Here is a 26,236-nt window from a genome sequence, read left to right as displayed (position 1 = left end):
CTCCTTTCTAATGGTAAATTTCAATAACACTTGCTTCATTTAATAATGAAAGCACCTCGTCTTTTTGAACTTCCATTCCCCCTTCTCGATAAGGGTTTTCTTCAAACTTAAACGGAACCTCTTGACCATCGATAACTATTTTCGCTGACTGATTTGGATAAAATTTATATGTGACAGGTTTATCAAACAATTGGTAAGTTAGTGTTAAACCAGACAATTTTTCTGGTAACATGGGATCAAAAACTACACTTTGGGCCTTTTGCCGAATCCCTAAAACAGCTGTAATTAATTGATTTAAATAAATTCCCGGCCCGCTTGAATAAATTCGCCAGCCACCTTTTACCCCAATACTTCCATCTTTTAGTTTACCAAAATTTTCTTGTGATTCATACCTTGTTTTAAAATCGCCATCGGAACTACTAAAATAGGCATTGGCTTGGCGTAACTCTGCATTGTGAACCACTTCTTTTAATTGAACTGGATTGATTTGCATTAATGCTTGCCAGGTTTTGTCTCGCTGACCAATTTTCGCCATCGCTTCTGTATAGCGAATGTGCGCATGAACATACTGTAAACCAATTTCGCGACCAAAATTAGCCGCCTGTTCTGCTCGTTTAAAATTAGTGCTCACACCGCCTCGATAGTTCGCTGGTTTGTTCATTAAACGCACGCCATCAGGAAACGTTAATTCTTTTTCAATAATTTCTAAATGATGACTTACTTGTTCCGGTGTTAATAATTCAGCTAACATACTACGAGTCATTGGCAATAATCGATATTGAATCCCTGTTTTTTGGTCATTTGGGTGAATCATTTGTTCAAAAGTTTCTGGCGTTTCCATATAAATAAACCCTGGAATCGTTTCATCCGCCAACATATATTTTTGAAAATCGTTCTTTATTCCTGCGACTAAAATTGTTAAGTGCTGACTATAAGTAGCATCGATTTCCGTAATTAAAGCCGCAAATTTTTTCAACACTTGATACGTTAAGGCAACGGTCCAACTACTAGCCATTTGCTCTTTAAGACGATTATCATAAGGTTGTAACGTGTCATCCCAATCGCCGTCACCGTAACAGGATAGAAAAGTTTCTGGTAAAAAATGTTGTTCAATATAATTTATTTCTTTTTTCAAATGTTCAAATAAAGATGCTGTTTCTTTTGTTTTGTGATTATCTTTGCGACTTGTATAAGGGATTTCCGTAGCTAAGATTGAATAATCTGCGGTTTGTTCCAAATAATCAGTCACTACTTTCAATGGCCAGACGATAATATCGCCATGGCTTTCACTGGCTTTTTGTTCTTCGTATCGGTCAAACATAAACCATTGCGGCCAGTTGCCATCGTCCTCAAATTGATTTTCAAATAGATGCTGAATAATGGAGGCCACGATCTTAGGCTGTTGCGTCGCAAAGAAAAATTCTGTCGGTCCTTGCGACACATCTCGTGTGCCCCAAGCTGCTCCACCATACTGTTCTAAGCCATGTGGCGACAAATAATGAACGAGCATATTATGAGTATACCAACGAGTTAATTGATTCATTTGCTGCACACTTGAGTCTGTGTGTGTTAACTCAAAATGATGCAACAAGCCATTAATGAATGCTAAATATTGACTTTCTGCTTTTTCAAAATCTAATGGTGTATTAACTAATGCTTGGTCCTCTATACTGCCCGTAATAAGTAGTGAAAATTTTTGGGTCTTTTCGATTGCCAAGACTAATAAGTCCGCTTCAGCTCCACCAAATAATGTGCTATCGGTTACTTGAAATGATTTATCAACTGTCAATGTATAGGTTAGTTCTGGGTAATAATTTTCTGTAGCAGAATGATTTCCCGTCACTCGAAGCGTTTTGCCAGTTTGTTCTAATTGATAGGTTGGTACTTCTTCCGGTCCTAATAACAAATGGTTAGAAACAGCCCACATATATGCATCCTTTTGACTGGTCACTTCCAATTGAATCACTCTTGAATCAGGCGAAGTGAAGGTGCGTACACGAATTGTATCCTTTGGCAACTTATAATACCAAGTAGCAGAGTTCAACCCCATTTCAAAAGCAGAAGGCATTGTTAGTAAGCGCCATAAGCCATTCTCTAAAATGTAGATTCGTTGACCAGAGCGTTTCATAACGTTTAAAGCGTTTCGGCTATTACTCATTAATTTGTTCATGGTCGTATTTCCTAAAACTACTTGTGAATTGAAAATGCCATACATATACACTGTCGTACTAAGCAAAGGTTCATCAACCGTTAAGCCTTTACCACTTAATAAAATGTGGCCATGCGCTCTTTCCATGGCAATTTCTTTTTCTTGAAGAACAACATGATGGTAATTTTCCGTGAAAAAGGAATACGTCTGACCTGCTACTTTTTCAATTTGTGTCTGAATGGGATAAAGTGCAGACAACTCTTCTTCTGTTAATGGATTTCCTGTGATAGGTTCTCCTAAAAGTTTCGGAGGAAAGTCCTGTGTTTCTTCTAATGAATCGAATGTCACAGTTTCATAAATAGCTTGTAAGTCTTCTTTCGATAAAAAAGGTTCAGCTAATGCTTGCGGATGTGTTTCTGTTACCGCACCATAAAAAACAAATTCCTTACTTTCATTCGTTAATTGGACGGCTTCCGTTTGTAAAGCGGTGTAAGCAAATTCATATTGATAGACTTCATTTGCTAAATATCTTTTCCCCAATGCTTCTGGTGTGTTTGTTTGTTTAAATGAACGTCCGAAAAATTGATAGCCGTCCGTTGAGTAGCCTACTAATTTTTGAAAACTCCCTTGAATAAGGGCTGGAAACTTCTCATTTTGCGGTTGATTTTGTCTTGATAAAACAACAAGCTCTTCGCCCTCTTGCCAAATGTGATGATCAAGATACTGCGACACATACGCTTCATTTGACTGAACGGCTCCTTTTGTCGCTAAGCCAATATCTTGACCATAAACAATATCTACTAAGCCAGTTCCAGTGACATTAACCCGCCAGAACCATTGATTGCTTGGCCCCAAACGAAAGTCAACTTGGTAACGAACCGCTTCAAATTCACCCCGCCATGTCAATTGATTATCTGAAAGATAAAACTCACTTTGACTGTTGGAACCAATCATTGGTCGATAATTAATTGTGTCCCCTGTAATTATCCGCAAATAGAGTTGGTTCATACTGCCGTCTAAAGGATTACCTTCTAATTGATTAATCATCATGCCACAGCTATTCAATTCTTTTAAATCACCTGTCTCTAGAAATGTAGCAACTGTGTCTGCTTGCTTAAGCTTCTTTATCTGCATAACTTATCCTTCCCATCTTATTCATTTAACGTGACTGTTGCGGTTTGTACATCGCGACTATTTCCACCAATCATTACGATAAATTCACCTGCATCACTGGTTACCTGATTATCTGAATGAACATAGCGCACCATATCCTCTGAAAGAAGAAACTGAACTTCTTTTTCTTCCTTTGGTTCCAGCCAAACTTTTTGGAAATCTTTTAACTCTTTAATTGGGCGAACCACTTGTCCCACCAAATCACGTACATAAAATTGCACGGTTTCCTCTCCAGCGATTGGACTGTCATTTCTTACTAAAACAGAGACCGTGATTGGTTGTTCTTTGGTAAATGTTAATGCACTTAGTTGAATTGGTTGATAAGAGAAATGACTATAACTTAAGCCAAATCCAAAGGGATATTTAGCGTAATTAGAGACATCTAAATATTTAGAAACATATTTTTCTTCTGGTGCTGACTCATAAGGACGCCCAGTATTGTCGACATTGTAAAAAATTGGCACTTGACCAACCGTTTCTGGAAACGACATACTTAAACGACCACTTGGATTGTACTGTCCCCACAAAATTTCTGCTAGCGCATTGCCCCCTTCTGTTCCAGGTTGCCAAGCTTGCACAATTCCTTTTGCAACATCTATCCCTTGTAAATCTAAGGGCCGGCCACTGTAGACCGTGACAACAACATTGGGATTTTTCTCAATAATTTGTGCCACTACTGCTAATTGTTTTTCGGGTAGACGAATATCACTGCGACTGGCAGCTTCCCCACTCATCCAATCTGTTTCGCCTAGTGCCACTACTACTTTATCTGCTTGACTAGCTAACGTTAGAGCCTCTTCAATGGCCGCCGCGGTCGGTTCAAAGTAATCAAAGGGTTCTTGGGCAACTAGAAGATTTGTGGTTAATTTTTTGGCCCCAGCCATGAGGGAAATGGCTTCTTCTTTCTTTCCTTGCCATGACCAAGCCCCTAAAATATCTTGTGATTGGGCCCCTGGGCCGACAAGCGCGATTTTTTCTTGCGGTGTAAAAGGCAAAATATTTTCATTTTTTAAAAGAACCATTGATTTTTGAGCAATCTTTTTAGCTATTTCTCGATGTTCTTTGCTTAAAATCACTTCTGCTTCCGCTTGTTCATCCGCACCACGATAGGGATTTTCAAATAAGCCTAGCTCATTTTTTAGTTTTAAAATTCGCATAACTGCTTCATCAATAAGTGTTTCAGCAATCCGGCCTTCTTCAAGTAATTCTTTTAAATAATCTGGATAACACGTGGTCATCATTTCAATATCTACACCAGCTTTGATAGCCAATTCTGCCGCTTGTTTTTCATCTTTGGCAACGCCATGAGGAATTAATTCTTTAATCGCTCCCCAGTCTGAAATCACAACCCCTTCAAAGCCAAATTCATTTCGTAATACGTCTCTAAACAGCCATTGGTTGCCTGTAGCAGGAATCCCATCCACTGTATTAAAGGACGTCATGACAAGTTTTGCACCCGCATCTAATCCAGCTTTATAGCCAGGTAAATACATTTCTCTTAGCTGCCGTTCAGACATATCTACCGTATTATAATCCCGACCAGCTAAGGCACCACCATATGCCGCAAAGTGCTTCACGCACGCGGCTACTCGCCAATTGTCCTCTTTTAAATTTTCTCCTTGGTAACCTCTAACCATTGCAGCAGCTAAGCGGCTGTTGAGTAATGGATCTTCACCTGTTGACTCCATGACACGTCCCCAACGTGGATCGCGCACTAAATCAACCATTGGTGAAAAGGTTACATGTAATCCTGAAACAGCAGCTTCTTTTGCTGAAATCTCCGCCATTTTTTCAACCGCTGCTTCATCCCAAGTGCTTCCTAAAGCCAAAGGAATCGGAAAGATGGTTCTGAAACCATGAATAATATCCGCCATTAAAAGTGTTGGAATATTTAATCGATGATTTTGCATATATTCTTTTTGAACACGTTTTGCTTCGTTTGCACCGGAAACACCTAGTGTTGTCCCCGCCGTATCAATCGTTTCTTGACTTAGTCCTAGCTCTGACATAGGGCCGGTCTTTTCTTCTGCTTTATCTGAATAAAACGCTGCTGCTAATTGTAATAATTGATTAATTTTCTCATCAATTGTCATTTCTTCGACTAATTGAATCAGTTGATTTTCTTTCATACTCTCACCTTTCTTCAATACATACTTCTGCTTCTAAAGGAAAATGGTCGGAGGGAAAACGTCCATCGATACTATCTGTTAAACTTGCGGTTTGCTGTACTTGCCAACCTTTTACATAAATATAATCAATTTCTTCTAATTCCGCCCAAGGTTTTGTGTAAGTAAAATTTTGAAATGTTCCTCTTGGGCCATAATGAGTAGCTAAATTTTTGCTATCTTGAAATTTTTTTTGAACAAGTTGATGCACCGCTTCCCCCGACTCTGCATTAAAATCGCCCATTAATAAAGTTGGATACTGTGCAATTTTGTCATGTAACTCCTCTAAGATAACGGTCATTCCTGCTAAACGAGCATGAGCTGAAATATGATCCAAATGAACATTGATGACTAAAAAAGGCGTATTTTGAGTCGTTTCCTTAAATAGTCCCCACAAAGCAATTCTTGGACAGCCAGCTTCAGGATGGATACTTGGCTGCTGAGGTGTTTCAGATAACCAAAAATACCCTGTATCAATAGCCTGAACTTTTTGTTCGTTATAGAGAATCGCTAGTCCTTCTCCTTGACCATCCCCTTCTCTTTCCGCAGAAAGACAGGTGAATGTTGTATACGCCTTTAAATCCCTGACTTGATTCGGTCGTACTTCTTGAATACAACAAAGGCTCCAATCATGAAAATTGATTAACTGACAAACAGCCTCTTTACGAAAAGACCATTGCCAATCTTGGTCATACTCTGTATCTACCCGGACATTATACGTAGCTATTTTCATTTTTAACCTCCTGCAATAGTTGTTGAATTTGACGCATTTCACGACGGATCTGGGTTGTTTCACCGCCACCATGACCTTTTTTCCAATATACTCTGACTGCTTTTCTTGCCTTTATCTGATGATAAGAAGGGAAAAAATCTTTCATCGGACATATCGGATCGTGACTCCCAACAGAAGCAAAGACTGGATTTTTAATTTGCGAAACAAAGTGACGACTATCAAAATAAGGAAGAACTGCGGCAATTTTTTCATGCGCTTGAGGATGCTCTTGTAAGTACTGATGAATAATTTGATACGAACCCGTTCCTTCTGCTACTCTATTTTCTAAACAAGAATGACTTGGAACATCTGCAAAAGTAGCTAAAATCGGGAAGTCGACTAAACTGTTCACCATTAACACTACGCCACCCCCTTGGGAACCACCACGAAGAATGATTTGGTCCTGATTAATTTCAGTAAAGGTCCGCACCACTTCTACGCTACGTAAATGGTCGGCAAACAAGCGGCGTTGGTACCAATCTTCTTTGTCTAGAAATCCTCGTCCCATTGGTGCTTCATGCCAAATTGTTTGATATGGCACACGATCTTTGGTTAATCCCCCTTGACCTCGATTATCAATGACAAAACAAGCACAACCAATTTGTGTCCAATGAGCAAATTGCCAAGGTTCTTGAATATGATTCATATAGCCTAAACAGTCAATCACTATTGGCTGTTTCCCCGCCGTTTTAGGAAGTAACAAATAGCCAAAGATGCGCTCACCTAGGAAACTTAAAAAGTCGACCTGTTCCACTTGAACATTTTCCAATGGATAGTCAATGACCCGCCGATGGATATCTAGCGGTATTTTTTGAAGTTCTTCCTTGGTCTTTTGCCAAAACTCAAAATACTCATTCATGTTCCACACCTAACACTTTCTGAAAAAACGCAACTTGAAGAAAAGCCGTTGTCCCGAATCCTAACGCAATATATAAAAACAAATTAAGCTTATAGAAAAAAACAAACGTTAAAAGAGGTAAAATAAACAAAATAATCGCATTGGCACTATTACTTAAGACCACATAAACCGTCTCACTTAGTGTCTTTTTAACGGACCAATTAAAAACGGAAAAGAGAAAAAGAAAACTCGTCAAAAATAATGCAACAAAACTTAATAGAAAAATAGCTAAGAAACCTAAACTAGTGGCTATTTTAAATAAACTTGTTACGACAATACCGCCCAGTAAAAAAGCAACGAACAAGACACCTGTTAAAATAAAACCTCGCATGATATTATTTTTTAACGCTGTCCAAAACGTTCGTAAAACAGGAATATCTTTTTCACGATACAAACGATAGATCGTTCGATACAACGCAATTAAGCCGACACCGCTAAAGATGCCTGTTATACAGGTAATTAAAAAGAGAAAATTAATAATGATCAAGTTGGCAATAAAAGAAAAAATCCGATAATACCAACCTTCATATGCAAATAGCTTATTCATATTAAAAGAGAAAAGCGGATTTCTCGTTGCTTTATCCGCTTTTCTCTCCTCCTCTCTTACTTAAGTTTGTCTCTGTTTTCTGCCATTTTCTCAGATTTTATTTTTTCAATTGCATCCCATTTATTTGATTTTAAGAATGCTTTGTAGTCTTCTAAAGATTTGTCAAAGGCTTTATCATCTTTCGCACGAATCATTGAAATAACGGTTGTATTTAGTTTGGTTTCAATCGCTTCATTCGCCCGAGCTTCCGGCGTTCCTGCATCTGGATTAATATTTTCAATTACGAAATGTGGGACTAATTTTCCTTTGCCCCATTCTTGCATTTGCGTTAAAGCACTTTCCATTGGCACTTTTAGTTTATTAACACGGTCATTGTTAAAGTATAGGAAACGACTAATGCCATATTTTTTGTTGTAGGCATCATTGTCTGTTTGTTCTAATTTTTTCACTTCTGGTAAATAATCAATTTTTCCTTTATCATTGTACGCATAAGTAACTCCTTCAACGCCATATTTTGTTAAAATTTGTCCCGGTTCATCAATTAAATATGTGAATAGTTGAGTGACTTTCGCTGGATCTTTCGCATCTTTCGTAATGTAATTACTTAACCAACCTGAAATGCCAGTTTGATTTAATGTTGGTTTTCGGCCAGAAGTGCTACTTGGTCCATCAATGGCTATATAACGTGTGCCAGATTTTTTCATAAATTCTGTGAAGTTCCCACCTTGACCGCTGGTTCCAGCAACGAGCATGGTTGCATAATTTCCTTGTTTCACTTTTTCATCAAACGTCGCCCCATCATCTGTGAAGCTATCATCACTAATATTGCCTGCTCGGTAAACATCATTAAATGTTTTTAACCATTCTAAGTATTCTTTATCTAAATTTCGATCATAGTATTTACCATTTTTATCCTCTAAAGGAACACCTAAGAAGTCTTGTAATTTGTCTAAAAATGGTCCTGCACCATCGCCCACTGTGGTGAAGCCCATTGGGGTCATCTCAGGATATTTTTCTTTAATCTGTTGCATGACTTTTTCAAAATTTTCTGGTGTTGAAACGTCTGGCTTGCCTAACGCATTATAGACATCTTCACGAATAACAAAATTATCATTTACTGGGATATTTCCACTTTCATAATCCGCTTTTGTATTAGAGTAATTAGGGTAACCATATGTTTTTCCATCCTCTAAGGCATACCATTTAAACGTATCTTGGTTAACAACTTTCATTAAATAGGGGTCATATTTTTTAGCTAAATCGTTTAAAGAATAGGCCCAAGAATCTGCTTTCAATGCTGCTTGTCCAGTTTTTTCAGTTAATGTCACAATATCAGGCATATCTCCACTTGAAATCATGGCATTTAATTTTGAATCATCGCCGGAAATAAATTCAATATCCACATTTAAATCTTTTTTAATCTGCGCAGTGGTCACATCTTTTCCAAAAGGCAATGCCGTCCAATCTGAGTTAATATACCATTTAATCTTGGTCGGTTCTTTCTTCTTATCTAACTTCCAAGCAGGCGTCTTTTCATCTAATTCATACCGATCCTTAATTGAGACATCTGAGCTAGCTTTCTTTTCCCCACCGCTACATGCCGCTAAACTAACGACCGCCGTTGCCACCAATAAACCGCCTAAAACTTTTTTCATATTGTTCCCTACTTTCTTTATTCTTTTACTGCACCGGCCATCATACCGCCGATAAAGTGTTTTTGTAGTAATGGATAAATGATTAAAATTGGTATCGTTGTAATGACAATTGTTGCCAGCTGAACACCACGTGTCGTTGCCTGCACCACCATATCTGTACTGCCGCTCTCTGTCATGGTACTCAAGTTTGATTGAACAATAATTTCATAAATTTTCATCTGCAATGGATACAAATATTCTTTGGTAATGTATAATTTCGTGGTCATAAAGTCATTCCATTGACCAACCCCATTAAATAAAATAATGGTGGCTAATGCCGGTTTTGTTAAAGGTAAAAAGATTTTATAAAAAATTTGAAACTCACTGGCGCCGTCTATTTTGGCGGATTCTTCTAAAGATGGTGGAATTTCTCGGAAAAAGTTCATTAAGATAACTACATCATAATAGCTAAATAAAGCTGGAATGATATATACCCAGAAGGTATCTAAGAGTCCTAATGACTTAATCAAAAGATACGTGGGAATCATGCCCCCACCAAAGTACATTGTAATGACACCCATCGTTGTATAAATATTACGCCCGACTAGTCTAGATTTACTAAGTCCATAAGCAACAATTGCACAGAACAGCGTATGCGTCGACGCACCGATGACTGTTTTTAAAACAGAAATCAAAAACGCTCGCGGAATGCTACTATCCGAAAAAACTTTCCGATAATTTTCTAGCGTAAATCCTTTCGGCCATAAAACCAAGCCTTTACCGGCTAAACCCGAACTTGACGAAACTGAGGAAACTAAAATATTCCAAATTGGCACGATAATTAATAAAGAAAACAACACAAGAATTAACGTATTGAAAAAGTAAAACCATTTGTTTTCTTTTGATTTTCTTTTAATCACAGCTGTTGCCTCCTTTATAAAATAACCGACCGACCATTGTTCATTTTTCTAGTAATGCGATCTGTAATGACTAATAAAACAATTGAAATAACAGAAATCCCTAAACCAACTGCCGTCGCATAAGAAAAGTCCCCTTGCGTTAGCCCCATACGATAAACAAATGAATTAATTACTTCTGATTTGTTTTGGTTTTGAGCATTCATTAAAACCAACGTTTGATCTAAGTTCGATCCCAATAAACCGCTAACATTTAGAATTAAGTTCAACGAAATAATCGGCGCTAATAAGGGCAAAGTAATCGTTCGGATTTGTGTTAATTTTGAAGCACCATCAATTCTCGCGGCTTCATAAAACGTTGGATCAATGCGAGACATACCAGCAAGATAGAGAATCGTGCCCCAACCTACTTCTTTCCACAAATCAGAAAGAACAGCAATCCACCAATACTTATCAGGATCTAACAAATGATTGACGCCCTGATTCATTAAGCCTAACGACATCATGACTTGGTTGATAAAGCCATTTGTTGAAAGCCACGAAATCAACATCCCGCCTAAAACGATCCAAGAAAAAAAGTGCGGAATATAAGAAATTGTCTGAATCACTTTTTTTAAATGTCCATCTCTCATTTCAAAAATCATTACCGCTAAGATAATCGGAATAGCGAATCCTAAAAAAAGTTTCATTAAACTAATCGCTAAGGTATTACGAACTGCTTCCCAAAAAAAACTATCTTCCATAATGATTCGAAAATTTTCAAGTCCAACCCATGGTGCAGAAGAAACCGTATCAACAATCGTATAATTTTTAAAAGCAATGATAATTCCATAAATTGGAATGTAGTTAAAGACAATCATGAATGCTACACCCGGAAGTACCATCCAATGCAATTGCCGCTGATCATAAAACTTTTTTAGTTTTTTCATAAGCAGGGTTCCTTTCTTTTTAGTGAAACGTTTCTACAAACAGATTATACATTCACTTCAAACAGTTGTAAACCCTTACATTACGGTTTTATTTAAAAATAACAGCATTAAAAAGCGCTATAGACCATTTATAAAGAAATTATTTTCCCTGATTCTTTTTCCATAAAAATACTCTTTTCTAGATATTTTAAAGCATTTTATAGAAACGTTTCACCAAAATATGAACACCTTTTTCTTAAAAATAATTCTGTTAAATAACAGAAAAAAGTCTGGTCGGATTGACCAGACTTTTTAAATATAGATAGTAAAATGTGTAATTTCAGGGATCACCCCAAAACGGGCATGAATGGCGGTCGTCCCTAAGCCTGTATTAACATATAGTTGCGTTTCTTGGTCCAACTGATACAATCCTCTGGTATACTTTTCTGCTAAAACATTTGTGATTGGATAAAAAGGAATCCAAATTTGTCCGCCATGGCTATGTCCTGCTAAAACTAACTGTGTACCCGTACCAACAAATGCATCCGCGACATCTGGTTCATGGGTCATTAATAACGCATAGTCATACGTTTCTCGATAGGATAATGTTTCTGAAACGGAAGGATTTCCTAATAACGAGTCATCTAAACCACCAATAAAAAGACGGCGTCCATCTGCTAAGGTTACTGTTTCTCCTTGGTTTTTCATAACGGTAAAGCCACTGGCCTCCATGACTTCATCATACACCGCAGAAGCACCGCCACCGTAATCATGATTTCCCCAAACTGCATATTTTCCAATTGTCGCTTGCAACTGTTTTAATTTTTCAATCATCGGTTCTTTTTGTTGCGGATTTTTGGCATAATTGTCAAATAAATCACCTGTAAAAACGATAATATCTGGTTTTTCACGATTGACTTTTTTTATGACTTTATCTAACCGCTTCGTTTCATAAAATTCTGAAACTTGTATATCCGAAAGTTGCACAACATTCAATGGTTCTCGTTGATTTTTCTTTCCCAAAGTCACCTGATTAACGTGAACTAAATTCGGCTCAATCTTCCACGCATAGATTGGGAGTGCGATAATTAAGAAAAAAAATAAGAGCATTATACTTAAACCAATTTTTTTAACCACATCACTCGCTCCTTTCTTTTCTCTGATTTCCGAAGACTTAGTATAGAGAAAAATCTTCTTAACCACAATCTAAAACAAAGGAAATTAAGGCTTTGTTAAACAACCTAAAGAATTTCCACAATCTCTTATCCTTTTCTTAGCTTTTTTATAAAAAAAGCTAGATAATTTCATCTGTCGATGAAATTATCTAGCTAGAACATTCTTCTCTTAATGATGATGTTTTCGAAACGTTTGATAACCAATTAAGCAAAATAAAATCCCCAATAAAATCATTCCAGTTACTGAAAATAAGCCTGCTAACATCTTTCGCATCCTCTCTGTTGCTAAACTTCCTTATTTGTAGTCACTATTTCTTGTTGTAAAATTGGTTGAAATAGACGACGTTCTGCTAATTTTCTTGCTAAAATTGCTTCACTTTTTTTCGTAAAGATACCTAAGTTATGACGCTTGCCTTTCAAAGAGATATAAGCCAGCCATTTCCCAGAAGCGGTCTGGCTCACTCCTTTGTGTCCGCTGCTATTATTTTTGGGTCGTTTACTTTGCAACTTCCCTGGAATTACACCAGCAACTCTTTGTCGGTAATCCTTCTTTTTACGATGACCGCAACTTTTGGTATGGCCATTCAACAAATTTTCACAGCGAACCCAGCAAGATTGTCCGCACGAACACAGACAATACGCTTTCATTGTCTGTTGAATACTTTCGATCCGTACCACGACTAATTCATGATAGTTTTTTTTCAACATTGTTTGATAGCGATGGTGCGCACATTTGGTTCGATACCCACGAATTAGTTGTCTTCTTGAAGCTTCTGTATAGCTCCCACAAGAACAGCGACAGGCCCAAACAATTAGCCCTTCTTTTCTTTTTGCCGTTGGTGCTACTACTGTCAACTCACCAAACTTTTGGCCAGTTAAATCTTTATAGTTACCTGCTTGTCTCAATTGACTATCCTTCGTATTCTTGTTCTCGCCACATCTCGATTGGGTCTCTCTCATAGTGCTCATTTTTCTGAGTCTCTCCCTTTCTTAGTTCTCTGACCACCTCAGCAAATACTTGCCAATCTTTTGTTTCCGGCAAATGACGCCATGTCAATTGACGACACCGTACTTTCGAACTATAAAAATCGGACAAATACAAATCGGTTTCTAAGGTTAATTTGTGATCAATCATGACATCCATATAATTGAAAGAAGCAATAATTTTTGCAATAAAGCGGTTATAATCCTCCCCACCAGAAAAATCAACAAATACATGAATCGTTTTTTCAATTGCGCAAAAAGAACGATCATTTAACAAACAAAACATAAAATCATAATATAGATGCACGCGTTCATACATTAAAAATCGTTTTTGATGCAGCGACTCTGTCTTTTGTATAAAACCATCTAAGGCGCGATGAATTTGAGGAAACCGCTCTTCAAAGAAACTGCTCTGCTTGGCGGGAATAAATGCAGCCACTGAAAAGTATAGGCGGTCCCAGCGATAACAAATCAACTTTAATTTTTCTTTTGTTTCCACCGTAATTCGCTTTTCAAAGAAAGGAATAACACTATTCATATGATCAATAAATTCGTCTAACATGGTTAACTTATCTGGAAAAACAATCGGACTATCAATGTATTCATTTAAACTTAAAAAAAGAAAAATATATGAAGTCTCTTTGCCAAAATCCTCTTTAAAAAGAGGGGTTTCGCTTGTATAAATTTTTTCAAACGCATGCTGTAAACAGCTAGGCACATGAACTTCCGTAAAAGAGTCCACTACATGATCAGAAAATACACGAAAACGTTGGATCGTTAAAAGAATAAATAGTTGTGCGCTTTGATTAAGACTAAACGTTCTTTGATACATCAATTGTAGATCGTTTATAAATCGTTTAATGCCAGGACTATTTTCCATCAAAATGTTAGGCAGCCTTTCTTGATTACTTCCATAAAAATAATACAAGCATTGAAAACAAAAACTTCGGATATTTTTCTCTTCTCCAACCAAGCCTGTTGACTTTAATTTAATACGCCAATTAGCTAAAATCAGATTTAGTTTATACGAGAAGGCATAAATTTTGCTTTTGCTCATAAAATGAATTTGAGAAAATTCTTGAATCGTGTGCTTTTGATAGAGGCCCACATCAAGAAGCAACTTGGCCATTAGTGATTGATCAAAATAATATTTTCTTAAGGCTTGATAATCAATTTGCGATAATTTTTGCGCACTAATCAGTCCTTTAGCTGGAAAAAGAATTTGACTCCTTGAAGAAATCTGTGTACATTCATAATTTATTTGACGGCACAACGATTCTAACTTTTGAGTGGATAAATCAAAATATCCATAAAATTCTTCTTTTAATAATGGACCTTCACTATTCATAAAAGTTTGATAAATAAGTAATTTATCTCGGAATTCTTGGTCTAATAATTCATCTAACAAAGTAGTCACATTTTCAACTCCAAACTATCACGCCTTAAGTATCTATTTTTTTAACAAGACGTGAGTGTCAATCTTGCTTATTTTTTCCACAAATTTAAAAATGATTCTTTCAATATTTAGGAATCTTCATAGAAAAGTATTATTTTAACCAAAAAAAGCCCCCTTGCGTCACCAAGGAGGCTTTTTTTGTTATTTTTTTACTTTAAATTTAAAGAAAAGCTGATTTGTTTGACTAATTTTCTGTTTCTTTTCTAGCCTATTCGTCAAAAATGATTGAAACTTTTGGTTCGTCTTCTATACTATCTTCCTATAAAGTTCTTACTCTTTTAAGTATCAGCTTCTGTCAATAAAAGTCCTCATTTGGCATTGCTAATCTGAATACAGTATGACTACTTGTTGCCGCTATTTTTTGCTGTTATTTTACTCTTTAATTGAAGCGCTAGAAACGCTGTCAACTGTTGGCTTTTCGGTCGCTGACTCTTCTTCATGGACTGATGCACTTGAGACACTATCTGCCGTTTCTGGCGCTTCTTTTTTGGAGGCACCACTGACTGCATCGACGTTTTTTCCACCGACTAATTCTTGCCCAGTTTGTTTTAAATACCAATCAACAATTGGTTTAAAGTCTAAAATATACTCATTAATTCCCGCGTAATTTCCATTATCATCATACATCGCTTGATAGTTATGCACTACATAGGTATCTGGTCCGTGCATTGGAACATGAACGCGAATAGCATCTGTTTTTCCTGACCGTAATTGTTGAATCACCCATTCTACATTTTTCAATGCTTTTGGCGGATGGCAATTCGCTAATGGATTACCAACTTGTCCTGGTTGCCGTTTAGCAAACATTTCTTCAGCAGCCATTTTTTTATTGTAATATAAAAATTGATTGTTACTGTCTGCATAAGTCAATTCCATTGGCATTGATTTTAAGAAATAATTTAGCTGATCTACGGTTAAAATGCCTCGATCTAATTTTACATATGTGTCGCCTTCCACAGCCTGAACCGCTTCTGCTGCTTGTTCTACCCAATCATCTGCTGCCATATCAACCCCTTCGATCGTTGTTTCAATGGTTCCTTTTGCATGTAAATCCTCAGGTAAGTCTTTTGGCTTAGCTCCTTCTAATTTTGAAATCACATCAATGAATTCCACGAATTTTTGTAATGTGCTTTCTAAAAATTGACGTGTTCCCTCCGCAATTAAGTTGCCGTTTTCATCAAATGCTTCTTTAGCTTTCCCTAATAAAAACTCGTTCCCAGGCATCACGATTGCATTGACACCAGGTGCATCAAGAATTTGACGGAGATGTAATTGCGCACGCGAGGTTCCTTGATCATAATAAGAGCAACCAACAATCATTACTGGTTTATTTTCCAGCGGATGAATTTTGAATGATAACCATTCTAACACACTTTTCAAACCGGCAGGAATGGTATGGTTATGTTCGGGCGTCGCAATAATTACGCCGTCTGCTTGTAAAATTTTGCGATTCATATTCTGAATCAAGACACTGTTCGTTTGATCCTTACTTTGATTAAACATTGGAATATCTTTAATTTCTAAAATTTCCAAGTCGAACATTTTATAAAACTCTTTGCCAATATATTGCAGTAGTAACCGATTATAAGAAGAATCAGCGTTTGATCCGACGATCCCAATTAATTTCATTTTATTCACTCCATTTCGTTAAATCGTTTCCCATGAGAAATTTTCTGCTTCTTTTTTATTTTGCGCATGCGCATGTTTCAGCTGTTCTGTAATTTCAATAAATACACAAAAATCTGCAAACAAACCAGCTAGTTTATCTATTTGTTCTGAATCTTTTAACGCATTGTTTTCATCAAAAGCTTGTAAGGAATGCGCTAATAGAAATTCAGAGCTTGGCATAATTCGTGCTTTCAATTCAGGAGCATCTAAAATTTGACGTAGATGCGCTTGTGCTCTAGAGGAACCTAACGTGCCATAGGATGCACCAGTAATCATAACTGGTTTATCAACAAACGGAAAAATCCCGTAAGATAACCAACTTAGGGCATTCATCAAAGAAGCCGGCACCGCATGGTCATATTCAGGCGTACTGATAATGACGCCATCTGCTGCTTCAATTTTTTCAGCAACCGTTTTAATTATTTCTGGCAAAACTTTGTCTTCTGGCTTGTTAAACATAGGAAAGTCAACAATTTCAACTAGTTCAATATCAGCCTCCTGCGCAAAATAGTGTTGCATAAATTGCAAAAGTTGACGATTGGTTGATTGCTCTGAGTTCGTTCCTACTAAGCCGATAATTTTTTTCATAATGAGCTGTCCTTTCTTTTTCGGTTCTATGAATGGATAATGTGAAGAGTATCTGCTAACCCGCTGCTATATAAAATTTGCTGGTCTTGTGTAATGATGACTCCTTCAATCCCATCTAGTTGATTGAGGATTTCAAGCGCTTCTGGAATTGGATAACCAAATAAACGCGTTGTCCAAATCTCACCATCCACTGAAGCATCCGAGATAATTGTGATGCTGGCCATTTCAGTTTCCAATGGGTATCCGGTTGTCGGATCCAACAAATGGTGATAGACTCGCCCAGCTTCGGTTAAACTTCTTTCATAAATGCCCGACGTCACAACCGATTGATTAGCCACTTCGACAAGTAAGCTGATTGTTTCTCTGGATTCTTGCGGATTGCGAATACCAATTCGCCATTTTTTGTTTTGATGCGTAGAGGGCCCTAATGTCACAATATTGCCGCCCAGATTAATCAAAGCAGACGTCACATGGACTTCTTTCAAATAGGCAATTAGTAAATCAGCGATATAGCCCTTTGCTAAAGCCCCCAGATCTAATTTCATTCCTTCTTCTTCCAAAAAAACCGTTTGTTTTAATGGATTTAAGTGAATCTTTTCTGGATTAATTTTTTTCAAACAGGCTTTAATCTCCTTTTCTGACGGGACACGGGCATCTTTAAAACCGATTCGCCACGTTTGAACTAGTGGGCCAATGGTAACATTCAAATGACTAGCTGGATCACAACTATGCTTTTTCCCTAATGCAATTAATTGATACAACTCTGGATGAACGCTGACTGGTTTTTGCCCAGCTTGTTGATTGACAGCCATCAGTTCCGAAGTTGAATCATTTGCACTAAAGCGTTGTTCATAAGTGATCAATCGTTGATGCACTTCTTCTAGAATTTTTTCAGGTTCTTCATGGTCTACAAATACATCTATTACTGTGCCCATCAAATAAATAGTTTGACTTTGTTGCACCTCAAGACTTCCTCTCCACGAAAGATTGTGTTTTATTTCACATTTATTCACAAATGAATCATACGCCTTTATTTGATGCCAGTCAAGTCGTTTATATATTTTTTTATATAAAATAACGACCTTAAAATTTTCATTTAAGGTCGTAACGTGTCTTTAACTCTTTTAAAAAACGCTTTTTTTATTATATTTTTAAAATAAATATATAATTTTCTATATAAACTAATTCTCCTTAGATAAAATTGTTTCTTTCAATGTTTGAATTGCTTCCAACAAGATGCGGTTTTTATTGATTTTTGCATACGCGCGGGCATCTTGTAGTAGTTCTAAAATTTGCTCTTGCGGCTTTTCTTCAGCTAAGGCATTTTTCGCAAGTTGGAAAGCTGCTCTTGCCAAGTAATACGTGACGTGATTATCAGAACAGATGGAAATCGCATACTCTAACAAAGCATCACTTGTTTCTAAATCGCCTTTTTCTGCATAAAAAACACCACAGTGAAAGACAACATTTAATACTCGCCAAGTATCTTCCATTGATTGAATAGTATAGAGATAAATTTCCTTGAAGACCTTATTGAAATAAAATTCGGCTTTCTCAATTTCGCCTTCTTTGGCATAGGCCATGCCAATTCCAGTAAAAGCTAACAAACGGTAAATATCGCTCGTGTATTTTTGCTCTTCAAACAGAAGTTTTTCAAAGGTAAATAAGCAATCCATCAACGAAGCATTTTGAAAAATCATGACAAAGCCTTGTAAATAATAATATTCTAATAACAGTTGGGAATCTTTGATTTCATCAAAAGGAATATTTTTTAAAATTGTTTGCAATTGGTCATGTTCGCTGGTAATCAAGAAGAATTCTGCTTCTTCCATTTTTTCAAGAATTTCAGGTTGTTTAATCCCTACGCGCGGGAAGAGTTCCCCCAAAGGTAACTCTAAACGATTACATAGTTGGATCAATATTTTTAAAGTTGGGACTTGACCATTCTTTTCAAAGCGACTAACCGTAACTTGCGTACAAATCCCTTTAGCTAATTCACTTTGCGACAAACCACGTGCTTTGCGTTTTTCTATAAACCGTTGTATATTCATTGCTTTTCCTCTCATTCTCATCTTCTCAAACTTACTATAATACAACTTACCTTAAAAATATATATAGAAAAAGAAAAATGTTTATAACAAAAAAGAACACAGACAACTCTTTCATTAAAAGTTTGTCTGCGCTCTATTAGAACCTGAATCACTAAACGTCAATCCAGCGTTATTTAATCAATCCGATACGTCCTACTTGTTCTGTTTAGAGAGCAGCTCTTTTTTTAGCTTCTTTCACAAACGTATTCATGGCCTGATATAATTTTTCCTTGATTTCTTTGAGATTAGCTTGTTGTAATTCTTTATTGGCAACTAACTGTTGACCGTTCACCCAAACAGCTTCAACATTGCTAGCATTTGCTGAATAAACCAACGCTGAATAGGCATCAAAAATCGGAAACATATTAACTGATTGCGTTTCAATTAATGTTATATCCGCTTTTTTGCCCACTTCCAATGAGCCGACTTGCTCCGCCAAGCCTAACGTTTTAGCGCCCCCCATCGTTGCCAGATAAACAATTTCTTTAGCAGGAAACAAAGAGCGATCTTGGTGTGCTGTCTTATGAAAATTCGCAACCATACGCATTTGGGTGAATAAATCTAATGTATTCCCACTACTAGGTCCATCCGTGCCTAAACCGACAATAATCCCTTGATCAAGCATTTGCTTAATCGGCGCTACGCCTTTGGCTGATTTAGTATTCGCACCGATACAATGAGCGACACGCGCTTTTCCATTAGTCGCAGCTAAACTCGCAAGATCTTCATCTGTTGCCAAAATACAATGCGCTAAAATAAACGGCTCGCTCAAATAACCCAGTTCTTCTAAGAAAGCAATTGGTGTTTTTTGATAGGCTTTTTCAAACTCAGCCATTTCATAAGTCATTTCAGCAACGTGCATGGTCACAGGAACTTGGTATCGCCGACTAAGTTCAATAATTTTTGCCAACACTTCTGGTGAGTTGGTATTCGGTGCATGTGGCGCAAGTATAGGCGTAATCAACGGATGGCCTTGCCACTTGCGAATAAAGGTTTCCGCGTAAAAAAGACCGCCTGAAGGCTCCGGACTATCACAAGTGGGCATATCAATGATCGTCTCTCCGAGCAAAGCACGAACACTCATTTTTTCACAACTTTTAGCAATTTCATCTTCAAAATAATACATATCACAAAAGCTCGTAATACCACTCAGTAACATTTCGGCAATTGCATAATCACTACTGCATCCTACTAATTCTTTTGTCATGAATTGTTCTAATGGAAAAAGAAAACGCCGGAGTCGATCTGGCACATCGTCTCCTAACGAACGAAACGGAATCATGCCTACATGGGTATGGGTGTTAATCATCCCAGGCATTAAAATTCCATTTTGACCATCGATTACTTGATTTGCAGCCATTCGCTTTTCATCAAGTGTGGTCATTGGTGCTAATTCCACAATTGTGTCTTCTTCAATCACTAAATAGCCGTCTTTGATTTCTGAAAATTGCTCATCCATTGTTAGTATATGCACATTTTTAATGAGTGTTTTCATGCAAAAGAACTCCATCCTCTGGAAAAACTAATGGATAGAAACGTTGTGACTTCGTATCCATCATCCCAAAATCTGTCACTTTAATGGCTGGCGAGACAGGCAATGATAGTGTGGAAAAGGACATGATTTCATTCATATTTTGATAGCCTAACGCTTGCATAGCTTGTCGAACTTTTTGTAAAGAAGCGCCTAATTGTTCAATCGGTGCTTGCGATAAAATCCCACCAATTGGTAAAGGACAAGTTGCCATCACTTGCTGATCCGAAGCAACCAAATAGCCGCCTTGCATCGCTAATAATTCATTCTGCGCTAACAGAATATCCTCAATCGTATTACCCATCACCATTAAATTATGATGATCATGGGCCCAGGTTGTCGCAATGGCTCCTTTCTCGGAAAGAGGTTGATCCATTAAAGAAAAAGAAATATTACCATTTTTTCCGTAACGTTCCATCACAATTAATAAGGCACAGTTGGCTTTTTGCCATTGCAACAACCCATTTTCAACAGGAATTTCTTTTGTAATTCGCTCTGTAAATGTGCCAATCTCTTGTTTTTGAATCACATTACAACGAACTGTTTCTTTTGTTGTAGCCACCTTTAAAAGTAAATCTTCTTCTGTTAACTTTTTACATTGGATGGTTTGTTGGTAAGCGGCTGGAAACTCTTCGATTTTTTCTGGATAATGGAAGGGCTCGCCTTTTTCAAAAACGACCTTTCCAGATTTATAAACCGTAGTAATATCAAAACTTTCTAAGTCATTTAATAACAAAAAGTCAGCTTTTTTACCAGGTGCAATTTCGCCGCGATCATGGAGACCCATTCGTTTGGCCGGCGTATAAGTTGCCATATAAATGGCTTTTTCGATAGGCAATCCTGCATGAACGGCTTTTTTGACATTTTCATTTAGATGACCTTTTAGCAAATCATCGGCCATCACGTCATCCGTGATAATACTTGCATAATTGTAGAAGTCATTGTCTACTATCACCTGAATGTTTTCAGGAGTGATTGATTTATTTTGAAATTGAATAAAGACGCCCGCTTCAATTTTTTCTTTTAACGTTTTAGGAAATTGATGGGTATGATCTGAAGTGATACCACTATATAGAAAATCTGCTAACTCTTGATCTTCGATTTTAGGACAGTGGCCTTCTAAAGGCATGGTTGGTCGTTGTTTTTGACACAAATCGATAATTTGACGAATTAAAGAATCTGGCTCATAGGAAATCCCTTTAAAATTCATGGCTTCCCCTAAACAAATCACTTTTGGCTCTTTGAGTAATTCTGCTACTTCTGCTAAGCCGATAATCCCACCAGTTGTTTCTAATTCGGGAGTGGTCGAAGGAACCGAAGAAGGAATTGCGTGAAAGATATCTAGTTCTGTTTCAGCGGCCATAAAAGCTTTTAAGCCTTCTAAGCCAAATACGTTAGCCATTTCATGGGCATCGGCAATCACCGTTGTCACACCGTAACGCACTACTGCTTTGGAAAAAATAGTAGGTGTCGTCATGGAACTTTCAATATGCATGTGTGCATCAATTAAGCCGGGAATCATCCATTGATTCTCGGCATTAATTGTTTTTTGGGGCTGCAAATTGACGTTCTCTTCTTCATAAATGTAATAAAATTTATCATTTTTAATCGCAACATTTCGTTGAACGAATGTTTGAGTGACTGTTTGATACAGCCACACATTTTTTAGTAATACATCGACGTTCATTTTGTCCCTCTTTTCTAAAACTATTGATTCATCGTCCGATTCCATTGATCAATCCAATCCGCTAGTTGACTATTAATAAAATTAAAATCGACTGTTTTGGCACGTTCGGCAATGGCACCATATGTTTTATTTTTCGCTTCTTTTTCGCTTAACGTTACTTGTTGATTTGTAGGTCCTTCATTTAATGAAATCGCTTTGGCCTTTTGTGATTCTTCACTAATCCGTGCGTTAACAAATTTAAAGGCGGTTTCTTTGTTTTGTGCTTTTTTAGGAATATTGACTGTATTATAGTTGGCATACGTGCCGCTTTCTGGGACGACATACGTCACGTTTTCTGCTGCGCCTTGAATAATATCAACCGCAAAATCAGCAACCACAGCTGCTTCAATTTCACCAGATTGGAACATATTAGCTAAGTCTGACGATTTTGAATACGTTTTAACAACGTTTGGTTTTAATTCTTTCATCGCTTCAAAAGCGGCCTTCCCGTTATCTTTTGTAATATCTTGACCAGCATGTTCACTGGCAACGTATAACATTAAAGGACCTGCCGTCGTGGCAACGTCTGGAACAGAAATTTTACCTTTCAAATCAGCTGACCATAAGTCATCCCAGTTTTTAATTTCTTTGCCTAATTTTTCTTTGTTGTAAACAATCCCGATACTGTTTACAGCGATTGGTACGCCAGCACCACTTTCAAAAACCTCTTTTGCTCCCGGCGTTAACTGACTTAAATTAGGTACTTCTTTTTCTGTAATTTTTTCAAATAACCCTTCTTTTCCACCTTGTGCTGCATTTGCTTGTGCTAATTCAATGACATCAATTCCCGCATTGGGATTATTTTTTAATTTCGTAAAGCGGTCTGCGCTATTGCCTACTTCTAAGGTAACTTTCGCTTCATTCTCTTTTTCAAATGGAGCGATAATGTCTTTTTTGACAATATCTTCACTTAATCCGAAAGTTGAAACGACTAAAGCATTACTTCCACCTTTGCTCTCGCTTTTCGTAGTTGCTTCGCTGTTTCCACAAGCAGTCATTAATAACGTTGCAGCGACTAATGTCCCTAAAATTACGCGTTTTTTCATTTTTAAATCTTCCTCCAAAATGGTTTTTATTTTTCTAAAATAACTAATTTCTCAGCTGGAAAAGCCAAGTGAATGGTTTCGTTTGTTTCATATAACTGTTCACTTGTTCCATTAACCAGCAATGTACCTAACGCTGTTTCCACTTCATATTGATAGCTTTTCCCTAAAAATGTTCGGACAGCGACAGTACCTGCGACAGTATTAGTAGCAGCTTCTGAAACAATCTCAATGTCCTCTGGACGAATCGTTGCCACCGTCGTTGTAACATTTGGTTCAGGATTAGTCGTTTTCACTATTTGATTTGTTTGTGTCCGATAATGACCGGCTTCCATTTTTTCGACAGAGAAAAAGTTTTCAAAACCGATAAATTCTGCAACAAACTTAGTACGAGGCAAACGATAAATCGTTTCTGGTGAATCATATTGTTCAATCACGCCATTATTCATAATGGCCACTTTATCTGAAATAGAAAAACATTCTTCTTGGTCATGTGTGACAAAAACTGTCGTAATGCCTAATTGTTGTTGAATCCGTTTGATTTCAATCCGCATTGCCACTCGCAATTTTGCATCTAAATTACTCAACGGTTCATCTAGTAGTAATAGTTTAGGTTCAATAATCAGAGCACGTGCTAGCGCAACCCGCTGTCTTTGACCACCAGATAATTGTTTTGGATAACGGTCGCCCAAGCTTTCTAAACCACATACTTTTAGCATTTCCGTGACTTTTTGGTCCATGGTTTGTTTGCTTTCTTTGCGTAATTTCAACCCAAAAGCGACATTTTCTGCAATCGTTAAATGGGGAAATAACGCATAGCTTTGAAAAACCATCCCGAAGTTTCTTTTATGGACAGGAACCTTTGTTAGTTCTTCTTGGTCAACGAAAAACTGTCCGTCGTTTGGCTTAATTAATCCAGCAATCACTCTTAACGTAGTCGTTTTACCACAACCACTCGGTCCTAATAAAGAAACTAACTCTCCTTTTTCCATTGAAATATTTAAATCTTTTAAAATATCTTGTTTTCCGTCATAGCTGACGCGAATATCTTTTAAATCCACAAAAGTCAAAATTTTCTCCTCTTTCTATCTCGTGCTTCTTCCATGTTTTAGGCAATGGAAGCTAGTCCCAACGTTTTTTCAATTAAAAACATTAAGCCCATTGTTAGTAGCATCAACAATACAGAAATTGCTGAAACAGTTGGATCATAATTGTATTCCATATAACTTAATAAAGAAGTAGGCAGCATCGTCACACCGGGACCTGATAAAAACATCGATACAGGAACATTGTTAAACGAATTGACAAATGCTAACATAAAGGCTGCAAAAATTCCCGAAGACACATTGGGTAAAACAATTTGAATGAAAGCTCGCAATCTTGTACAACCTAATGTCCAAGCTACTTCTTCCATTGAATAATCTAGTTGTTCCATACTTGACCCAACCACTCGAATAATATAAGGCAAACTAATTAAAAAATGCCCCATTAACAATCCTTGAAAGACAGGCAAACCTAATTTAATAACAATATATTGAAATAACGTATACCCGACCACAATTCCTGGAATCACAGTTGGGGATAAGAAAAAGCTTTTAATAAAGTTGCGCCCACGAACGGAATAACGTGCCAGCGCATAGGAAGCCGGAATCCCTACTATTAATGCTAAAACAGTCGCTAATACCCCAATCAACAAACTTAACTTAAAACTGTCCATAAACGTTTCCGATTGTAAGGCTTTGGCGTACCAATCTAAAGTAAAACCTTTAATCGGAAATTGAATCGCTGCGGCTGTTCCAAAAGAAGTCACCACAATCAAACATAATGGTAAAAATAAAAACAGAAAAACTAGAATTGCAATAACAGATAGTCCTTTTTGCTTACGCATGATTTGCTTCTCTCCGATCTACTTTCTTAGCGACCATGTCTAGGCCTTTCATCACAATTAATGTTGTTAAAATCATAATAAATGCAAGAACACTCGCCGATTGCCAATCACCTAAAGTATTAGCCTTTTGATATAAGAAGGTCGACATCATCATTTTTTGGTTACCACCTAACAGCTGTGGCGTTGTATAAGCCGTTAAAGTTCCTGTAAACACTAATATACTTCCTACAATGGTGCCTGGAATTGATAAAGGTAAAACAATTTTCCGAAAAGCCGTCATTGGATTGGCGCCTAGCGTCTCAGCCGCTTCTAGCATTTCTCCTTCAATGTTTTCCATAACCCCAACTAAGGTCATAATCATTGTCGGTAAAAATAAATACACTGAACCGATAATAATTGCAAATTCTGTATACAATAAATTCAGCGGTTGCTCAATTAAGCCCGTTTTTAATAACAACGTATTCACTACACCGTTTTTTCCTAAAATGTTAATCCAAGCAAAACTTCGAATAACTGAGTTGGTTAATAGTGGAAACAAGGTCATAGCCATTAAAAAGCCACGCCATTTTTTGGAAACTCCAGCAATAAAGTATGCCGTTGGAATGCCCAACACAATTGAAATACCCGTCACTATTAACGAAACTCTTATCGTTCGCCAGAAAATTGAAACATTATAGTCATCTTTAAAAAAAGTAACATACTGATTTAGTGTCAAGCCATGATCAGTAAAAATGGTTGGCAAAATGCTAGTAATTAATGGAATCATTAAGAAAAATAATAATAGTACTAGCCCCGGTGCCACAATTAAATAAGGAACTTTCTTGTTCATTCGTACACTCCTCGTTCGTTTTTTCACTTCATCAGTATACGCAAGGAAAACGTATATTTCAACACATTTTCATCTTTTTGTTCGTTTTTAAACCC

The 26,236-nt window shown here is 37.1% G+C and carries 21 protein-coding genes; all 21 read right to left on the bottom strand.

Translation table 11 applies throughout. The annotated features are described in order from the left end of the window. Positions 1 to 7: 7 nt before the first annotated feature. Positions 8 to 3,283: a GH36-type glycosyl hydrolase domain-containing protein gene (locus IGL93_RS04950; RefSeq protein ID WP_010775766.1), complete on the bottom strand. Its 3,276-nt coding sequence runs from the start codon at positions 3,281 to 3,283 to the stop codon at positions 8 to 10. A gap of 17 nt (positions 3,284 to 3,300) precedes the next feature. Beyond that, positions 3,301 to 5,451 carry a glycoside hydrolase family 3 N-terminal domain-containing protein gene (locus IGL93_RS04945; RefSeq protein ID WP_010715114.1) on the bottom strand — a complete coding sequence of 717 codons (2,151 nt, stop codon included), beginning with the start codon at positions 5,449 to 5,451 and terminating at the stop codon, positions 3,301 to 3,303. A 4-nt stretch (positions 5,452 to 5,455) separates the two neighbouring features. After that, complete coding sequence (locus IGL93_RS04940; RefSeq protein ID WP_002377753.1) at positions 5,456 to 6,220, bottom strand: endonuclease/exonuclease/phosphatase family protein; 765 nt, start codon at positions 6,218 to 6,220, stop codon at positions 5,456 to 5,458. Next, positions 6,201 to 7,118 (bottom strand): acetylxylan esterase, encoded by a 918-nt coding sequence (locus tag IGL93_RS04935; protein ID WP_002382200.1) that lies wholly within the window; start codon positions 7,116 to 7,118, stop codon positions 6,201 to 6,203. Before IGL93_RS04935 ends, IGL93_RS04940 begins: the two co-directional genes overlap by 20 nt. Then, positions 7,111 to 7,704, bottom strand: coding sequence for a DUF624 domain-containing protein (locus tag IGL93_RS04930; protein ID WP_010713489.1), 594 nt, complete (start codon positions 7,702 to 7,704; stop codon positions 7,111 to 7,113). Before IGL93_RS04930 ends, IGL93_RS04935 begins: the two co-directional genes overlap by 8 nt. A 56-nt stretch (positions 7,705 to 7,760) precedes the next feature. Beyond that, entirely contained in the window at positions 7,761 to 9,359 is a 1,599-nt protein-coding gene (locus tag IGL93_RS04925) for an ABC transporter substrate-binding protein (RefSeq protein WP_010775765.1), read from the bottom strand. A gap of 17 nt (positions 9,360 to 9,376) precedes the next feature. Continuing rightward, complete coding sequence (locus IGL93_RS04920) at positions 9,377 to 10,258, bottom strand: carbohydrate ABC transporter permease (RefSeq protein WP_002357901.1); 882 nt, start codon at positions 10,256 to 10,258, stop codon at positions 9,377 to 9,379. A gap of 14 nt (positions 10,259 to 10,272) precedes the next feature. Then, positions 10,273 to 11,184, bottom strand: coding sequence for an ABC transporter permease (locus tag IGL93_RS04915; RefSeq protein ID WP_002382199.1), 912 nt, complete (start codon positions 11,182 to 11,184; stop codon positions 10,273 to 10,275). 291 nt (positions 11,185 to 11,475) lie between these two features. Beyond that, positions 11,476 to 12,366 (bottom strand): metallophosphoesterase, encoded by an 891-nt coding sequence (locus IGL93_RS04910; protein ID WP_016617220.1) that lies wholly within the window; start codon positions 12,364 to 12,366, stop codon positions 11,476 to 11,478. Positions 12,367 to 12,623: 257 nt separating this feature from the next. Next, a complete protein-coding gene (locus tag IGL93_RS04905; RefSeq protein ID WP_016630267.1) occupies positions 12,624 to 13,298 on the bottom strand; it encodes an AP endonuclease in 675 nt (224 codons plus the stop codon). Next, on the bottom strand, positions 13,249 to 14,739 hold the full coding sequence (locus IGL93_RS04900; RefSeq protein WP_010775763.1) for a helix-turn-helix domain-containing protein: 1,491 nt from the start codon (positions 14,737 to 14,739) through the stop codon (positions 13,249 to 13,251). The genes IGL93_RS04905 and IGL93_RS04900 overlap by 50 nt, the downstream gene beginning before the upstream one ends. Positions 14,740 to 15,150: 411 nt before the next feature. After that, the gene (locus tag IGL93_RS04895; protein WP_002360528.1) at positions 15,151 to 16,407 is read right to left on the bottom strand and encodes an NADPH-dependent oxidoreductase; all 1,257 of its coding nucleotides are present in this window, start codon (positions 16,405 to 16,407) and stop codon (positions 15,151 to 15,153) included. Positions 16,408 to 16,425: 18 nt separating this feature from the next. Continuing rightward, positions 16,426 to 17,034, bottom strand: coding sequence for an NADPH-dependent FMN reductase (locus tag IGL93_RS04890; RefSeq protein ID WP_284954783.1), 609 nt, complete (start codon positions 17,032 to 17,034; stop codon positions 16,426 to 16,428). A 26-nt stretch (positions 17,035 to 17,060) separates the two neighbouring features. After that, positions 17,061 to 17,996, bottom strand: a complete 936-nt coding sequence (locus IGL93_RS04885; RefSeq protein ID WP_002413405.1) for an FAD:protein FMN transferase — start codon at positions 17,994 to 17,996, stop codon at positions 17,061 to 17,063. Between the two features lie 219 nt (positions 17,997 to 18,215). Further along, complete coding sequence (locus IGL93_RS04880) at positions 18,216 to 19,106, bottom strand: helix-turn-helix domain-containing protein (protein ID WP_002385979.1); 891 nt, start codon at positions 19,104 to 19,106, stop codon at positions 18,216 to 18,218. 184 nt (positions 19,107 to 19,290) lie between these two features. Continuing rightward, positions 19,291 to 20,619, bottom strand: coding sequence for an amidohydrolase (locus tag IGL93_RS04875; protein ID WP_430600024.1), 1,329 nt, complete (start codon positions 20,617 to 20,619; stop codon positions 19,291 to 19,293). Further along, a complete protein-coding gene (locus IGL93_RS04870; RefSeq protein WP_024041725.1) occupies positions 20,603 to 22,387 on the bottom strand; it encodes an adenine deaminase in 1,785 nt (594 codons plus the stop codon). The genes IGL93_RS04875 and IGL93_RS04870 overlap by 17 nt, the downstream gene beginning before the upstream one ends. Next, positions 22,363 to 23,427: an ABC transporter substrate-binding protein gene (locus tag IGL93_RS04865; protein ID WP_002357914.1), complete on the bottom strand. Its 1,065-nt coding sequence runs from the start codon at positions 23,425 to 23,427 to the stop codon at positions 22,363 to 22,365. Before IGL93_RS04865 ends, IGL93_RS04870 begins: the two co-directional genes overlap by 25 nt. 26 nt (positions 23,428 to 23,453) lie before the next feature. Beyond that, positions 23,454 to 24,494, bottom strand: coding sequence for an ABC transporter ATP-binding protein (locus IGL93_RS04860; protein WP_002384674.1), 1,041 nt, complete (start codon positions 24,492 to 24,494; stop codon positions 23,454 to 23,456). A gap of 38 nt (positions 24,495 to 24,532) precedes the next feature. Continuing rightward, positions 24,533 to 25,312, bottom strand: a complete 780-nt coding sequence (locus IGL93_RS04855) for an ABC transporter permease (RefSeq protein WP_002357916.1) — start codon at positions 25,310 to 25,312, stop codon at positions 24,533 to 24,535. Continuing rightward, positions 25,305 to 26,141 carry an ABC transporter permease gene (locus tag IGL93_RS04850; protein ID WP_002382189.1) on the bottom strand — a complete coding sequence of 279 codons (837 nt, stop codon included), beginning with the start codon at positions 26,139 to 26,141 and terminating at the stop codon, positions 25,305 to 25,307. Before IGL93_RS04850 ends, IGL93_RS04855 begins: the two co-directional genes overlap by 8 nt. Positions 26,142 to 26,236 lie beyond the last annotated feature (95 nt).

The organism is Enterococcus sp. DIV1328a (assembly GCF_050536905.1).
Taxonomy (GTDB): Bacteria; Bacillota; Bacilli; order Lactobacillales; family Enterococcaceae; genus Enterococcus; species Enterococcus faecalis.
This window is presented reverse-complemented; position numbering and strand designations above follow the sequence as displayed.

Coding starts and splice junctions, on each gene's coding strand:
- IGL93_RS04950 (WP_010775766.1), bottom strand. CDS start 3,283: ATGCAGATAAAGAAGCTTAAGCAAGCAGACACAGTTGCTACATTTCTA.
- IGL93_RS04945 (WP_010715114.1), bottom strand. CDS start 5,451: ATGAAAGAAAATCAACTGATTCAATTAGTCGAAGAAATGACAATTGAT.
- IGL93_RS04940 (WP_002377753.1), bottom strand. CDS start 6,220: ATGAAAATAGCTACGTATAATGTCCGGGTAGATACAGAGTATGACCAA.
- IGL93_RS04935 (WP_002382200.1), bottom strand. CDS start 7,118: ATGAATGAGTATTTTGAGTTTTGGCAAAAGACCAAGGAAGAACTTCAA.
- IGL93_RS04930 (WP_010713489.1), bottom strand. CDS start 7,704: ATGAATAAGCTATTTGCATATGAAGGTTGGTATTATCGGATTTTTTCT.
- IGL93_RS04925 (WP_010775765.1), bottom strand. CDS start 9,359: ATGAAAAAAGTTTTAGGCGGTTTATTGGTGGCAACGGCGGTCGTTAGT.
- IGL93_RS04915 (WP_002382199.1), bottom strand. CDS start 11,184: ATGAAAAAACTAAAAAAGTTTTATGATCAGCGGCAATTGCATTGGATG.
- IGL93_RS04905 (WP_016630267.1), bottom strand. CDS start 13,298: ATGAGAGAGACCCAATCGAGATGTGGCGAGAACAAGAATACGAAGGAT.
- IGL93_RS04895 (WP_002360528.1), bottom strand. CDS start 16,407: ATGAAATTAATTGGGATCGTCGGATCAAACGCTGATTCTTCTTATAAT.
- IGL93_RS04890 (WP_284954783.1), bottom strand. CDS start 17,034: ATGAAAAAAATTATCGGCTTAGTAGGAACGAACTCAGAGCAATCAACC.
- IGL93_RS04880 (WP_002385979.1), bottom strand. CDS start 19,106: ATGAGAATGAGAGGAAAAGCAATGAATATACAACGGTTTATAGAAAAA.
- IGL93_RS04875 (WP_430600024.1), bottom strand. CDS start 20,619: ATGAAAACACTCATTAAAAATGTGCATATACTAACAATGGATGAGCAA.
- IGL93_RS04870 (WP_024041725.1), bottom strand. CDS start 22,387: ATGGAATCGGACGATGAATCAATAGTTTTAGAAAAGAGGGACAAAATG.
- IGL93_RS04865 (WP_002357914.1), bottom strand. CDS start 23,427: ATGAAAAAACGCGTAATTTTAGGGACATTAGTCGCTGCAACGTTATTA.
- IGL93_RS04855 (WP_002357916.1), bottom strand. CDS start 25,312: ATGCGTAAGCAAAAAGGACTATCTGTTATTGCAATTCTAGTTTTTCTG.
- IGL93_RS04850 (WP_002382189.1), bottom strand. CDS start 26,141: ATGAACAAGAAAGTTCCTTATTTAATTGTGGCACCGGGGCTAGTACTA.